The organism is Paenibacillus radicis (ex Xue et al. 2023) (assembly GCF_024722015.1).
GTDB lineage: Bacteria > Bacillota > Bacilli > Paenibacillales > NBRC-103111 > Paenibacillus_S.
The window spans coordinates 225,186-240,179 of record NZ_JANQBD010000010.1 but is presented as its reverse complement, the minus strand read 5'-3'; the positions used below and the strand labels follow the sequence as shown (position 1 = coordinate 240,179).

At 46.7% G+C, this 14,994-nt stretch carries 12 protein-coding genes; all 12 read right to left on the bottom strand.

Features of this window, described 5'->3' with window-relative positions; translation table 11 throughout:
• Positions 1-11: 11 nt before the first annotated feature.
• Entirely contained in the window at positions 12-1,346 is a 1,335-nt protein-coding gene (locus NV381_RS15800) for an AraC family transcriptional regulator (protein WP_258214276.1), read from the bottom strand.
• A gap of 29 nt (positions 1,347-1,375) precedes the next feature.
• Entirely contained in the window at positions 1,376-3,079 is a 1,704-nt protein-coding gene (locus NV381_RS15795) for a methyl-accepting chemotaxis protein (RefSeq protein ID WP_258214245.1), read from the bottom strand.
• 45 nt (positions 3,080-3,124) lie between these two features.
• Positions 3,125-3,955 carry an inositol monophosphatase family protein gene (locus tag NV381_RS15790; protein WP_258214244.1) on the bottom strand — a complete coding sequence of 277 codons (831 nt, stop codon included), beginning with the start codon at positions 3,953-3,955 and terminating at the stop codon, positions 3,125-3,127.
• A 47-nt stretch (positions 3,956-4,002) separates the two neighbouring features.
• A complete protein-coding gene (locus NV381_RS15785; protein WP_258214243.1) occupies positions 4,003-5,112 on the bottom strand; it encodes an ABC transporter ATP-binding protein in 1,110 nt (369 codons plus the stop codon).
• Between the two features lie 4 nt (positions 5,113-5,116).
• Entirely contained in the window at positions 5,117-6,811 is a 1,695-nt protein-coding gene (locus tag NV381_RS15780; RefSeq protein WP_258214275.1) for an ABC transporter permease, read from the bottom strand.
• Between the two features lie 99 nt (positions 6,812-6,910).
• Complete coding sequence (locus tag NV381_RS15775) at positions 6,911-8,017, bottom strand: ABC transporter substrate-binding protein (protein ID WP_258214242.1); 1,107 nt, start codon at positions 8,015-8,017, stop codon at positions 6,911-6,913.
• A gap of 79 nt (positions 8,018-8,096) precedes the next feature.
• Positions 8,097-9,107, bottom strand: coding sequence for a LacI family DNA-binding transcriptional regulator (locus NV381_RS15770; protein WP_258214241.1), 1,011 nt, complete (start codon positions 9,105-9,107; stop codon positions 8,097-8,099).
• Positions 9,108-10,395: 1,288 nt separating this feature from the next.
• Positions 10,396-10,713, bottom strand: coding sequence for a YkgJ family cysteine cluster protein (locus NV381_RS15765; RefSeq protein ID WP_258214240.1), 318 nt, complete (start codon positions 10,711-10,713; stop codon positions 10,396-10,398).
• 346 nt (positions 10,714-11,059) lie between these two features.
• Positions 11,060-11,194 (bottom strand): DUF4023 domain-containing protein, encoded by a 135-nt coding sequence (locus tag NV381_RS15760; RefSeq protein ID WP_258214239.1) that lies wholly within the window; start codon positions 11,192-11,194, stop codon positions 11,060-11,062.
• A 423-nt stretch (positions 11,195-11,617) separates the two neighbouring features.
• Positions 11,618-12,799, bottom strand: coding sequence for a mandelate racemase/muconate lactonizing enzyme family protein (locus NV381_RS15755; protein WP_258214238.1), 1,182 nt, complete (start codon positions 12,797-12,799; stop codon positions 11,618-11,620).
• 88 nt (positions 12,800-12,887) lie between these two features.
• Positions 12,888-13,706 carry an SDR family NAD(P)-dependent oxidoreductase gene (locus NV381_RS15750; RefSeq protein ID WP_258214237.1) on the bottom strand — a complete coding sequence of 273 codons (819 nt, stop codon included), beginning with the start codon at positions 13,704-13,706 and terminating at the stop codon, positions 12,888-12,890.
• A gap of 417 nt (positions 13,707-14,123) precedes the next feature.
• The gene (locus tag NV381_RS15745; protein WP_258214236.1) at positions 14,124-14,933 is read right to left on the bottom strand and encodes an IclR family transcriptional regulator; all 810 of its coding nucleotides are present in this window, start codon (positions 14,931-14,933) and stop codon (positions 14,124-14,126) included.
• Between the last annotated feature and the right edge of the window lie 61 nt (positions 14,934-14,994).

Below are 14,994 nucleotides of genomic sequence, written 5' to 3'. Positions count from 1 at the left end.
ATTCCCGTTCCTCAAAGAGAGGACCGGGATACTGCCGGAGAATGCAAATGTTTTTGATGTTTTGCCGATTGTTTGAAATCAAGCGGGGTCATGCCCATAATTTTCTTGAATACTCTCGTGAAATAACTGCTGTTCGGATATCCGACCCGCTCGGCCAAATCGCTAATTTTATAATCGCCCAATAAAATGAGTTCCTTCGCTCTCGAAATCCGCAGCCGGGTCAAATAATCGGTGAAGCTGATTCCGGTTTCTTTTTTAAACTGCTCGCATAAATAGGTTTTGTTCAAGTGCACCATATGCGCTATTTTCTGAAGGGACATCTCCTCTTCAAAATGACTTGCGATGTAGTCATGAGCTTTTTGAATCGGCTCGGTATAAGGCTGCCTGGGAGAGGAGACTGCCTCCAACCACTGCTCCAGCCAGCTTCTCATCCACCATTTCACCTTTTGAAAGGAAGACAGCTGGAGAATCGCTTCGTGCAGAGCTGTTCCATCACGATGCTCCAGCACCTCGCCTGGGAGCGGCTGCTGCCGCTTATGCTGTAGAAGCAAATACACGATATCGAGGCAAAATGCTTTAACTTGCTTCTCAGCCAGACGCTGATCGACCTCGATTTGATCCAAAAACTGACTAATTTCATGCTGTATGCTCCCGTATTCCCCCATTTCTAAACGCTTGGATACATGAGAGATTAGCGTGAGAGCCGATTGGTATTCGTTCTCCTGTTTGGCTATACGGCTATCTTGACTCCACGAAACGGTCCTCCTGCCATAGAACTGCTTGGCACTGATCGCCTCCACACCTTGTTCGTACTGCTGTCCAAGCGTATAAAGATCTGAATGAGGCAACCCAATATCAATAGAAACGGATATATTCAAATACTGGAGCAAATGGCTGGTTATTCGAGACGCACAATGAACAAGCGACTCACGAATCGACCTCGTACTGGTATGCATTCGATTGAAAAGGACGACATACGTGTCATCTTTGTATTGAAAGCTGCACCCGTTATTAGCCTCCATCCGTAGAGTTTCATCCATAATGTTCATCATCGCCAGATCGAGCAATTCTCTGGATTGAATCTTAGCCTTGAGTAAGGCTTGATGGAAATCGTCAAATCGGATCACCATCATTATCAAATGCTTCTTTTGTAACGGGACGCGGAACAGCTCCATCAGATGGTCAAATTGCTGAATCGCCCGAGGATTTCCTTTCAGCAATTGAGCGAAATAGAATGAACGCAACTCATACTGATGATCGTTTATTGAATAGTTTAACGAAACGACTTCCCGATCCTGATCAGGTTCCAATGTGACGTGAGACTGCCCAAGTACGTCCCGTATCATTTCCACAGTCGTTCAGCTCCCTCACTTTCCTAAATCTTAAAGCCGGCCACCAACTGCTGCAATTTATGCGATATGTCAGTAAGGCGCATTACGGAAACACCAATCTCTTCCATCGATGCCAATTGCTCCTCAGACGCCGCGCTGACGTTTACCACTCCGTTCGAAGCGGCATCCGTTACGCTTGCGATTTGTTCAATAGAGACAATGATTTCATCTGCCCCAGCTGTAAGCTGTTCCGCTGCTGCCGAAACTCCATGCACCTGATCAGACACTTTTTGAATCGAGCTTTGGATGTTGTTGAAGGACTGTTCGGCATTTTGCATGACTTCAATCCCTATGAACACCTCTCTTGTCCCGTCGGCCATGGAAGCAATGACTTGTTCGATATTTTGCTGAATTTGTTGAATGTACTCCGATATCTGATGGGAAAATAGGGAGGTTTGCTCAGCCAGCTTTCGCACTTCGGCAGCGACAACCGCAAACCCCCGGCCATGTTCTCCTGCTCGTGATGCCTCTATCGCCGCGTTCAGCGCGAGCAGGTTCGTCTGTCTGGATATATGGCCTACCAACTGTATGATATTGTCGATACGTTCCGTCTTCTCCGCTAACGAATTCACGGCGTCCGACGATAGTTTCACACTGGAGCTGATATTCTCCATTTGCCCTAAAGCTCTGCGGATAGAGAGGCTTCCAGCTATAGCATCGGAGGAGGTTTCACTCGCGAGATCAGCAACTTGTATCGATGATACGGCTATGTTACGCATTCCCGTCACCATCTCTTTGACTGTTTCTTCCGTCTGACCCACACTGCGAGCTTGCCGGTCGACTCCGGTCGTTAACGTCTCCATCACACTGACCGTATGCTGAACGGTCTGTTTTATCTCGCCAACACTTGCGTTCAACAAAACGGAAGTGGCGCCTACCCGTTCCGAGGTCTCCTTAATCTCAATAAACATGAGCCGGAACCCTTTAATTAATTTATTAAAAGAGTCCGCCACCCTGCTGATCTCATCTTTAGTAGAAATATGCAGGGTACTATGCAAATCCCCGCCTCCATCTGCGATCTCCAGAAGCTGTTTATTGAGCTGACCGAGCGGCCTAATCGAACGAATCAACAGATAGGCTTGTATGATGGAATATAACATCGCGATCATCCCGACCGATAACAATGTATTTCTTCGTACTTGCTCCTCCTGTTGAATTTCCGTTGTCCGATCCGCAATCTCCTGGCTCTTTCTATCCAGAAACTTCTGAATCAGTGGATCAACGGTTTTCCGGATGTTGCGCTGCTCCAGAAATGGGGATGCAATTGAAGAGTAGGAAACCGGTCCTCGTTGGCCTGTACCATACCCTGCTGCATCCATGACACGCTGAATGGCAGCTTCATACTTTTCATAAGCCTCTGTGACTTGCCTGATGTCCATTAGATCCTCGCCATTAAGAGGCAGCAGCTGGATAGACCCGAAATCTACCTTTAGCGTATCTTGTCTGCTCCGCATTTGCTCCACATAAGTCGGAAGGCCTGTCAGCAGGTAGCCTTGTTCGTCATTCGATATTTCCGCCAGGATATATTGAATAGAGCGAATATGGAAAGCGATTTGTTGATCCGTGTAGATCAATCGCTCGTAAGCCTTCTCTGTTTTTGAGGATGAGAACATGGTAGTAAGGACAAACCCTAATGTGACCGAAACAAACACTACTGAGCTCAAAAAGATTTTCGTCTTTATATCCATGTACCGCACCCCCTGCTGAAAAATAACCGAAAAATGCCTCCTGTGCTAGGCCGAACTAACTTTTTTGGGATTCAAATGATTGACCAGATCATGATGAACTCCTATATTCGAAGCCAACATGTTTTCCGTAGACAATGCATACGGACTTCCATCCACATCCGTCAGTTTTCCTCCGGCTTCGCTAATCAGCACCGCCCCCGCGGCAATGTCCCATACCTTGAGCCCCAAATCCCAGGAGGCATCCAGCTTGCCGGCTGCTACATAAGCAAGCTGCAGCGCTGCCGAGCCATACACGCGAATATTCAGACAGATCGGTCCAACCGATCCGATATGATCGATAACGGCATGACGGTCTCTTGCTATATTAGATGGGAATCCGGTGCCGATGATGCTTTTTTCCAATTGAATAGCCGTAGAAACTTGGATGCGTTTGCCGTTCAAATAGGCGCCTCCGCCTTTTTCGGCCCAATACATTTCATCAATCGTCGGATCGTAGACAACCCCTGCGATCAGCTCTCCCCAATGAGCTAATGCGATAGATACCGTATATCCGGGTAGACCATGAATGAAATTATTAGTCCCGTCAATAGGATCCACAATCCACAAATATTCTTCGGACTTAATTCTTTCCGCCATATCGGACACTAGCACCCCGTCATGAAAGGCCTCTTCTTCTCCCAAAATCCGATGTTTGGGGAAAATCTCTGAAAGCAACTCCCGAATCATACGTTCGGCCGCTTGATCCACTTCCGTGACCAAATCATACCGGGAAGCTTTTTCCTGAACCACAATGCTCGTACCGATTCGTTCTTTTATCATAAGTCCCGTTGCTCTGGCTATCCGTTGTGCCACTTCGATGTAATCGTGGTTTGTCAATATGATCTCTCCTCATAGGGTCTAGGGCTAAACGATCCGAAACATAATCAGGGCAATATGCTGATGCGTTCCTTCTTTAGGCTCAGCTGTACGTCATCGCCTTCCCGATAAAACCCGTAGCGCATATAGTGCTGGTAGTCGACGACAACAATCGTTTCCTTGTTCAAGCTCACCTCGTACTCAACGTAGTTGCCCAAATACGTCGCTCTCGTTACCTTCCCTTTCAGCTTCCCTTCCGCATCGATATGCCAAAATTCCGGACGAATGACGCAGGTTACTTGATTCCCGTTTTTAACCGGAAAGGTCTGATCCTTCTCCACTTCCAATATTTCACCCATCAAGTCCAACACGAGCTTGCTCGGCTCCACCTGTCGAACAGTAGCTGGGAGAAAGTTCGCTTTCCCCATAAAATCAGCAACGAAGCGGCTTGTTGGCTTGGCATAAATCTCCCATGGGGTTCCCATCTGCTCGATTTCCCCTTTGTTCATAATGACGACTTTATCGGATATAGCCATGGCCTCAGCTTGATCATGAGTAACATAAAGGCTTGTGATCCCAAGACGCTGCTGGATTTTGCGCAGCTCATCCCGCATATATTCACGCAGCTTCGCATCCAGATTCGATAATGGCTCGTCGAACAGCAATACCTTGGGTTCAGTGACCACCGCCCGTGCAAGGGCTACCCGCTGCTGTTGACCCCCTGACAAAGAAGCTGGCATACGATCCTTGAGCTCCAACAGGTTCATGATCATAAGCACTTGCTGAACACGCTGCAACAGCTCGGTTTTACTCACTTTTTTGACCTGCAGCCCGTAAGCTACATTTTCAAAAACAGTTAAATGCGGGAATAAAGCATAGCTCTGAAACACCATCCCAACATTGCGCTTGTTAGGCGGTGTGTGCGTGACGTCCTGGTCGCCGATCATAATCTGGCCTGAGGTCGGCATCTCGAAACCAGCCAGCATACGCAGCGTTGTCGTCTTGCCACAACCCGAAGGCCCAAGCACCGTGACGAGCTGACCTGGCTCTATGTTAAGAGTGACATTTTTGACGGCAAAAAAATCTTTTTGACCGGAATGGGACACGAATCTTTTTACGATATTATTAAACTTGACCGGAATAGACTCTGACTGCAATGTTTTTAAATCGGTTGCCATTATGTTACATCCTCCTGTTCTTCGAACCCAGCCGATTGACGAGCAATTGTAATATTCCAAGCGCGATCAATACCACCACAATCAGGATGATACAATACGCTGCTGCGACACCGAACCGACTTGCCTCGATTTCCGATAAAATCGAAACGGTCAGCAAGCTCCAATTGACTGAGATTAAAAAGATGATGCCGCTAATCGAAGTCATGGATCGGATAAATGAATAAATAAGTCCTGAATAAAGCGCCGATTTCATTAATGGCAGTGAAATTTTCCAGAAGGTAGTCAATCCGTTGGCACCCAAATTCGTTGATGCTTCCTCAATAGACGGATCGACCTGCCGCAGACTGTTCGTTCCCGCCTCAATCCCCACCGACAGATTCCGGAATGTGAGCGCAAGAATAATAATTAATGCTGTTCCTGTCAGCAGCAGAGGGAGCTTGTTGAACGCAAGCACGTAGCCTATACCGACGACCGTGCCCGGTACGGCAAAGGTCAGCATGGAGCTGAACTCCATCAGCTTTTTGCCGAAGAATTTTTTGCGGATTATCAGGTAGGCTATGACCATCCCGAATAGTGCCGTAATTGGCGTAGCAATAACCGAAAGTACTAATGAATCTCGAATCGAATGGAAACCACGAGTGAATATATACTTGAAATTGTCCAGAGTAACCGTGTTGTTGACCCCCCATACCTTAACCAGTGACACCCAAACAACCGTACCGTAAAAAAGGAGAACGGATAAGGTGATCAAGGCGCAGAAGGCAAACAACGGCCAGACAATATATTTTTCGCGAATTCGATTATTGGATGACGTTGGTTTCCCAGTGACTGTGACGTAGGATTTTTTACTAATCCAATACTTTTGAAGAAAGTAGACTATGAGTGCCGGAAACAAAATGGAGATCGCTAAAAATGAGCCCGAACGAAGATCGTACATACCTGTAATCTGCATATAGGCTTGCACAGCCAGTGTAGAATAATCCCCAGCAATGACCATTGGATTTCCAAAATCCTCTATTGATTTAATAAACACAAGCAATATAGCACTGAAAATGGCAGGTATCGCTAACGGAAAGGTCACCGTACGGAATACTTTCCACCGCGAAGCCCCCAGATTCAACGCCGCATCCTCTATCGATCCGTCCATGGATTCCAGTACACCCCGGATATTCATATAAGCGATCGGATAAAACGCCAGCGTCTGAATAATGATCAAGCTCGTCAGACCATATACGTCTGTATTGTCCCACCCCAGCAAGCCATTGCTGATGATGCCACGGCGTCCGAACAGCAAAATGACCGAGAGAGCAATCACAAAGGGCGGGGAAATGATCGGCAATAACGCGATAAGATGAAAAAATGTTTTTCCTTTCATGCTCGTTTTGGTGATAGCATAGGCAAAAACAAACCCAATCACCGTAGCAAGCACGGCAGCGATCACACCCAGCTTTACGCTATTCCATAAGGAGTGAATGAAGTAACCGCTTGTAATGGCTTTAGCGATGACGTTCAAATCAAAGCCGTAGTCACCAACCACCGTCACCTTGATCACTTCATAAATCGGATATAGCGAAAATGTAAATAACGATAATAGAATTAAAACTATTATTGCGAATAGCCACGGTTCTTTGAACATGATCCATTCGTGTCGCCGTTTGTAGATCGGTACCGACTGCTGCGAGCTATCTGTAGTATCCACGGTTGCCAATATCTGTTCCTCCCCTATTGATTTCCCTATGAGGGCAGCCGTTCAGCTACCCCATAGGTAAAGCAGCACTTTTTGTATAGCGCCCTCTTATTACTTTGCGCTTTCTTTGCCTTTGATTTTCGAATCGAATTTACCGAGCAAGTCGCTGCGATGCTCACCGGCCCATTGTGCATTGTAGGAAATGACTTTGATGTCGGATAGCTTCAGAGCACCTTTTGCCAACACAGCCTCAGGGTTGACCGGCAGCCTGAAGGAATCCTTCAATAGATCTTGCGCGCCTTTGCTGATCGACCATTCGATGAATTTCTTGGCATTCTCCACTTCGCCCGCAGGACCGCTTTTGATAAGAGCGGCTGCACTCACTTCATAACCCGTTCCTTCCTTCGGGAACGACATCGTAATCGGGAAACCTTGTTCTTTGGTTGACAAGATATCTTGGGTAAAGCAAATGCCTACCCCCGTTTCGCCCAAGCCAGCCATACGGACCGGTGCGGCGCCTGATTTCGTGTACTGACGAATGTTCTTATCCAGCTTCTCGAAATATTGAAACCCTTGATCCTCGCCGCCCTTGAGTTGAATGAGAGTGGCCAGTGTTGTAAATGACGTGCCTGAAGTGGCAGGATGCGCCATTGTGACATTGCCTTTAAACTCCGGCTTCAGAAGGTCCTCCCAGCTTTGAGGAGGCTGCAAATTATTTTTGGCCAGCCAATCGGTATTGGAAGCAAAAGCAATCGCACCAATGGATACAGGTGTCCAGTTGCTGTCCTTGTCCACATATTCTTTGGGCAGCTTATCCGAGCCCTTAGGTGTAAACTTTTCAAGCAGGCCGTCTCCTGCTGCTGAGATGAACGTATCTGTCGAACCACCGAACCATACGCTGGCCTGCGGGTTGTTTTTCTCCGCCTTTAAACGGGTCTGAATTTCACCGGCGGACAACCGGACAAATTTCACTTTGATACCGGATGTTTTCTCGAATTCTCCGAAAATCCTTGCGGCTTCGTCTTCCAGAAATGCCGTGTATACCGTCACCTGCCCCGTACCTTTGAAATCTTGTCCTTCTTTGGGCGTCTGAGGGGTTGGAGCTGGAGCCGGCTCCTTCCCAGCCCCCGTACTTTGTGAACTGCTACTCCCGCAACCAACTAAAAACACACTAAAAGACAGAAGTAACGCCAATACAAATAACAACGGTTTGCGCATAAACATAAATCCCCTTTCTCAACTTTTGGTAAACGCTTACATTACGGGTGGCAATCGTGTGCAGCACCGCAGGCTTCCCTTAGTAAGCCTGCGGTTTTAAGAAGCTCGCGCTTCGACGTTCAATTAATCGGGTAGGCAAAGTTATTGATTCCGGCTGCTCATCCCGCTTCAAGATCATTTCCAGAAGGAGCTGAGCCGCAACTCTTCCCATTTCCTTACGAGGCTGTTCCATGGTCGTTAATTGAATCCAGTGCAAATTAGTGAATTCGATATTATCGAAGCCAACCACAGAAATTTGCTCAGGCACCCGAATCTCATGAATAGCTAAATATTCGAGAGCCCCAATGCCCAAAATATCATTGGCTGCAAAAACAGCTGTCAAGCTCGGGTTTGCCGCATAAAGCCTCCCCATTGCTTCGCGGCCCTCCTCGATGGACCTTCCACCAATGACGACACTTTCCTCCGATACGGACAACCCATGCTTGCTCATTGTGTCGATAAAGCCTTGAAAACGTTTGCCCCCGATTGACGTTGATAAATGAATAAATCCGATTTTCGTATGACCCAGCGAGATAAGATATTCGGTTAAGGTGCAGGCTCCTTGATAATGGTCCGCATCTACAAAAGGAATGTTTAAGCCTTCAGGAGTACGACGACGCAGTAACACGACCGGGATTTCCATTTTCTGAATCATATCGATCAGCTCTTCATCAAAATAATCGGGAGTGATGATAACACCGTCCCAGCGTCGCTCAACCGCACTAGTCAAAAACCGTTTTTCCTCTCTTGGATCTCTGCCTGTACTCGCATAGACGACACGATGATCGTGCTGCACCAGTACTTCTTCTACACCGCGAGCATTAACGGAAAAGAAGGAATCCGCAATATCCGGAATCATCAAGCCAACGACATACGATTTCTTGTTAATCATGCTCCTGGCTACGATATTGGGGGTAAAATTTAACCGCCTGCATTCTTCCAATACGCGCAGCTTTGTTTCTTCCTTGACATCGTGGTAGTTGTTAAGCGCCTTCGACACGGTAGAAACGGACATGTTTAAATTTTTTGCGATATCTTTGATTGTAAGCACCCTTACCTCCTTCTACGTATTCCGAAAACGTTTTCGGAAGTTGATATTATTGTAGCAAATAATGTTTCAGCTATCAATAAGTTAAAGCTTTTCCCGAAAAAATGAACAAAAATCGTTCACAGGCGCTTGCAGCGGTGGGAATACATTTTGCGCCAAATCAAGGCCTGGCGAAAGTAACAACTAGGTGCTGGTGCTCCCCCCATAACTACCATGATGAACGGATTTACTTTCATGCTCTGTGGTGCAGTCTGAAGGATGCATAGTTGGCTAACGGGAAATCCTCCTGTTAATTATAGGCCGAGAGGGGATTTTTAGGGGGATAACTGGAAATCCTCCCGCTAATTCCATCATTTAATGCCTATCTCCCCATAATATCTACATATAGATGGAGATTTTCCAGTTAAGTTCCGCACCGAGGATGTAACGGGAAAATTAGCTCCGGAAATTCCAGTTAAAATATACTAACCCCCGACGAAGATGCATTCGTGCTTTAGCCGCCACCTTCTTTTCGAGTATAAAAGTTCAACATACGCTTTCGCGAAATTTATTGGTCAAGGTTGCCCGACGTCAAGAATAAAAAAATGCTTCTATTCGAAGCCTTCTCGATGAAGATACATTCGTGTCTAAGCGGTGGCTTTTCTTGCCATATCAGACTTGTTCAACTTCGCTGAAAACTTCTAAAGTTTGATAGTATAAAAAACTTCTCTCATAGGAAAACCGCCTTGCGGCGGCCTCGGTTTTCCATTTACGTTTTGTGCTTTTGGAGGGAGGGATAGATGTGGGATTACGGCAGCTGTTGGAATCGTGTTTTTTAATGTAGGCCTCGCAGCGTTTGGAACACGATCTTCAGAGGTAAGTTGCATACCCGAGTAGTTACCAGAGGTGATGATCAGAGCGGATGCTATTGCCCCTCCCCCGTACCCATACCCTCTTCTGTTGTATTCTGTGCTTAGTGTTACCACCTTACTTGCTAACCCGCCTTCAATCCTTAATCCGTAATCTCATAACCATGTTCCTCATTACCGACCACTATCCACGAACCCTGATTCGTTGTTTTAATGTAAAATGTTTACTATGCTATAAGTTCCTTTACTATGCGAAGCTCTACGATTGTGCACGTGGTAAGTTAACTTTCTGAGGTGTGATCACGATTGTACTCGAGGTGAGTTAACTTTTAAGGTGTTATCGCGATTGTACTTGAGGTGAGTTAACTTTTGAGGTGTGATCACGATTGTACTTGAGGTGAGTTAACTTTTTGAGGTGTGATCGCGATTGTACTTGAGCTGAGTTAACTTTTGAGCTGTGAACACGATTTTACTTGAGGTGAGTTAACTTTTTGAGGTGTGAGATCTGGAGGTTTCGTTGCTTGTTCAAGGGCTTGCAAAATTGAGAAGGCTTCCTCGTTAGACTGCCCGCACATATCTTCCGAAGGTCGCAAGCTGCTGCATATGGCAGGACGTTCTGGTTTCTGGAACAAGCCGCATCTATTATCGGCCGAAAGATGAATGCAGCTGACCCCTGCCGGTTTTCCTTCGGGCATTCCGGGAATCGGAGATGAAATCGAAATAACAATACAACATGCCGCGCAGCCTACCCTGCAATCCATAATGCCGTACCTCCTTTTCCTGATAGTTTGATTATAGCATGTCAAGTAAGGAACAAGTTAAGCCCACAAAGCAAAGCCAGGTGAGTCCCTATAAGAAAACCTCTATTGCGGCCTTTAAAAGATGAGCGACAGTGATTCATTTGTAGGTTTCTTGCAATATCAGACTTGTTTAGCTCCGCTGAAAACTTATAAAGCTGATATTATAAACAAAAGAACCTTCAACCCCACTATAAAAGTGGAAACTGAAGGTTCTTTTTCAACCAAATTACGGATAAAGTTTAGGCTGTAACTACCAATAAGTAATTATCGGACAGCCTAGCCCCTTTACTCCGTCGCGGTTTATTAATTATTTGTTAGTACTGTGCTGCTTACCGGGCAATTTATTGCCTGGATTCTCTTTTTGATGCTTTTTGTTTTTCTCAGCCTTCTCCTGTGTATCATGCACTTTCTCCACAAAATCATGTGTGCTGCTGTTATCCATCTATTGAACCCTCCCTGATTATGGAACATGATAAAATTAGCAAAGTTTAGGATCGAAGCCCTCGAAGCCTCTCGATGAAGATACAATTATGTTTAGCGGCAGATTGCTTACAATATCAGAATAGTTCATCACATATTATAAGCAAAGGACTCCTCACGGAGTCCTTCTCGACGGTGAATTGATTTGGTACTACTGTCTTGAACCTCTTGGAATCTTAGGTCTAACCACAATTAAACACTATGCAGTATAAGGTACTACAATAACGTCTCTGCGGCACATCCCCTCGCTTCTATTTAGATTCTAACAACTTCCCTAGTATTGCTCGTTAGATCGCCCAACGGAACCACACCTCTCGTTTCACCGTCGAATCATATTATAACTACTTCGCTGCCTTATTATTCAGAGATGTTGCAAAAAAAGCTGCTAAGCTTTAATCTCCACATATTCCGTCACAAACTTACGCAGCTCCAGCTCATTGATTTCCACACCCAGACCCGGGTCGTTTGGCACCTTAATAGCTCCCTGTTCCAGCTTGAACGACGCGCTGGAGTACTGCTCGGATGCCCTCAACGAATTAGGCTGATATTCGAAGATCAGGAAGTTGGAGATAGCGGCAGATACATGCACCGAGGCAGCTACACCTACTGCCTGATGCACACTAAGATGCGGTGCAAAGGACAGATGATGAGCTTCCGCCAAATGGGCGATTCGCATCATTTCTGTAATACCGTTGCGGCCCAGATCCGGCTGTGCCACCTCAAGCGCTCCCTCCGTAATCCAATCCCTGAACGTATAAATAGTACGCAGCGGCTCCCCAACGGCGATAGCGGTATCAATAGCGTCCGCCAGCTTCCGATGCCCTTTAATATCCTCGAAGGTCAGCGGTGTCTCAAAAAATAACAGGTCAAGCTCTCCCAGTGCACGACCAAGCGAAAAGGCTTCTGAATGGGTATATTTCCCATGACCGTCCAACATTAAATCCAGCTGGCTTGAATCATACTTTCGGCGAATGGCCGACAGCAGCTCCAGATCAGCTGTTTTTCCTTTGCCAAATGTATGAATTTTAATAGCATCGTAGCCATCCTCCATAATCCGGTCCACGCTTTCGAGCCGTTCCTCGGTCGTTCTCCCCGGCACGCTGGAGCAGTAGCTCCGCAGCTTGTCGCGGTATTGCCCTCCCAGCAGCATATAAACAGGCAGTCCGAATGCCTTGCCTTTGATATCCCAAAAGGCTACATCCAGCCCTGCCATCGCATCGACCAAATATCCGCCGGTGTAGCCTCGCTCGCGCAAGGTATCCAGCATTTTATCCCACAAATATTGGGTTGCCATCGGATTCTCTCCGAGAACCAATGGGGCCAGATGGCCTCTAATGACAGCCGCCGCCACTTCGGGGTTCGTTGGAGCAAGCAGCTCGCCCCAGCCCTCAATCCCCTCATCGGTAGAAACTTTGATGAAGATAGTCTCCACCTTATCCGAATAAATGCAGGAGCGGCGCCCTTCATTAATATAATAATCTTCGGTTATGTAACGCTTGGTATTGGGAGAAGCTACCTTGGGAGTTGGAATTTTGACGATAAACACTTCAACCTTCGTAATTTTCATGCGGAATGGACCTCCATCCATTGATTGATTGACAGCAACATCTATCTTTCCTTGAAGTTATATATAATTCATATCCCCCGTCTGGGCCTTATCCCTTTTCATCTGTAAGATCAGGCAGCAGCCTATAGCTTCCCGGCTTCCAACCCGCCCGCAAGTCATCCCTTACGACCGCAGAAACGGATTGTGACGTCATCCCTCCATCCACTAGCAGGTCTTGCCCTGTAATAAAGGCCGCTTCATCCGAAGCCATAAACAACACGGCATTGGCAACATCCTTCGCCGTACCGAAGCGGCCAAGCGGATAGCAATCCAATGATATATCGGAAGCGGCAGGCGAGGCACCCTTCTCCCTGAACGTCAGGCTTGGGGAGACGCTGTTCACTCGGATGCCTATAGGCGCACACTCGACAGCAAGCTGCTTGGTCAAGGCGAGTACACCTCCTTTGGATGCACTGTACGCTGACAAGGCAGGTACCATTGTGTAAGCGTTAACAGAAGCAATATTGACGATACTCGCCGAACGCGATTGCTTCAACAAAGGGACCGCATATTTACACATAAGAAACACGGAAGTCAGATTAATGTCCAGGACGCGATGCCAATGGTCAAAGTCCAATTGGTCAACAGCAGCTTTTCCTCCCGTCCATCCTACGTTATTAACGAGTATATCGAGCTTGGGCAGCGTGGATACCAGTGCTCTAACCTGCTCTTCACTGCATACATCCATCTGCTTGAATTCGACACTCCCTCCCTGCTGCCTAATCTTCCGCGCTGTCTCCACTCCCTCAACCTGATCCATGTCGGCAAAAATAAGATGAGCGCCCTCCTCAGCAAAACGAGCTACAATGCCTTTGCCGATTCCTTTTGCTCCCCCGGTAATTAAAGCCGTCTTCCCTTCCAGTCTCATACAATCGCCTCGCTCCAGTGATAAGGGAGCCCCGGCCGCCCCCTGAATAGCCTTATAGCTGTAGTCGAGCTCAGTATATCTCAGAAAAATAAGGAGAAGCTTCAATATTTATTGCAGTTAGTACAATATTTTAGGTTCTTGCAGCCTACTCGACCTTGTAAAGTTAGCTTTTTGAACACACACTTTGAGAACCTCTGCTTCCTAATCCGTGTTAATTTTTAAACAATTTGATTTGAATATTTAATTCCGTTAAAAATCCCCCTACCCTATAATACGTTTATCAACAAGGAATGGGGGAACAGAGATGACTGGAAACACTATCAATTCGAATATTCAATCTGTAATGAAGCACAGGAAAAATCGCATAAATTGGATGCATAAGCTGCCAATCCCCCTCCTAATCCGAGCAATTAGCTATTAATAGCTAGCCGTAATATACCCCATCTTCATTGAAATCCGATCCGTCGCCTCAATCAGAATGGAAGCCAGCTCACTTTCCCTTTGCGGAAGGTTAATCTCGGATAATGGACCTGAGAGACTGACGCCTCCTATAACCTTCCCGTTGCGGCCCTTTACAGGTGCAGCTAAACAAGCTCGCCCGAGGGCCAGCTCCTCATTCTCAGTTGCGTAACCTCTCTTGCGAACCAGCTCCAGCTGTTGCACTAATTGTTCTTGAAGGACTATGGTTTTGTCTGTATACCCCTCCATTCCCGCTTCATCAAGCAGCGCCGTCACCTTCTCACTATCCTGATAAGCGAGCAGCACCTTGCCGATTCCCGTGCAGTGCAGCGGATTTTTGCGGCCAATCAGCGTATACATTCGTGGAGATTTATGACTGTCGACATGAGCCAAATAAAACATATGGCATCCGTTCAAAATAGCCAGATTAGCACCCAGGCCAAGTCTTTTTTCCAGGTCATGCAGCTCGGGCAATGCTTGCTTGCGGATTTCATAGTGGTTAAGCGCAATGCCTCCGAGCGATATGATCGCCGTCCCCAAACGGTAAAAGCCGGTTATCTCATCCTTCTCCACATACCCCAGTGTAACCATTGTAGTAAGCAATCTCGATACGTTGCTCTGGGTTAAATTCAGCTTCTTGGCAAAATCGATTCCTCTTAGCTCTGGCTGCTCATCGGAGAAGCATGATAATATCGCCAACGCCCTCGTCACGCTTTGCGTCAGCATAGTTGCCGTTTGCGCCTGCTCTTTTTCTTCCTCTTTTTTCAATACGTCCACCCTCTCGTGTCTAAACAACAGATTATCTATGTGTGTCCATTGTATTATCAAT

Coding starts and splice junctions, on each gene's coding strand:
- NV381_RS15800 (WP_258214276.1), bottom strand. CDS start 1,346: ATGATACGGGACGTACTTGGGCAGTCTCACGTCACATTGGAACCTGAT.
- NV381_RS15795 (WP_258214245.1), bottom strand. CDS start 3,079: ATGGATATAAAGACGAAAATCTTTTTGAGCTCAGTAGTGTTTGTTTCG.
- NV381_RS15785 (WP_258214243.1), bottom strand. CDS start 5,112: ATGGCAACCGATTTAAAAACATTGCAGTCAGAGTCTATTCCGGTCAAG.
- NV381_RS15775 (WP_258214242.1), bottom strand. CDS start 8,017: ATGCGCAAACCGTTGTTATTTGTATTGGCGTTACTTCTGTCTTTTAGT.
- NV381_RS15765 (WP_258214240.1), bottom strand. CDS start 10,713: ATGGATTGCAGGGTAGGCTGCGCGGCATGTTGTATTGTTATTTCGATT.
- NV381_RS15760 (WP_258214239.1), bottom strand. CDS start 11,194: ATGGATAACAGCAGCACACATGATTTTGTGGAGAAAGTGCATGATACA.
- NV381_RS15755 (WP_258214238.1), bottom strand. CDS start 12,799: ATGAAAATTACGAAGGTTGAAGTGTTTATCGTCAAAATTCCAACTCCC.
- NV381_RS15750 (WP_258214237.1), bottom strand. CDS start 13,706: ATGAGACTGGAAGGGAAGACGGCTTTAATTACCGGGGGAGCAAAAGGA.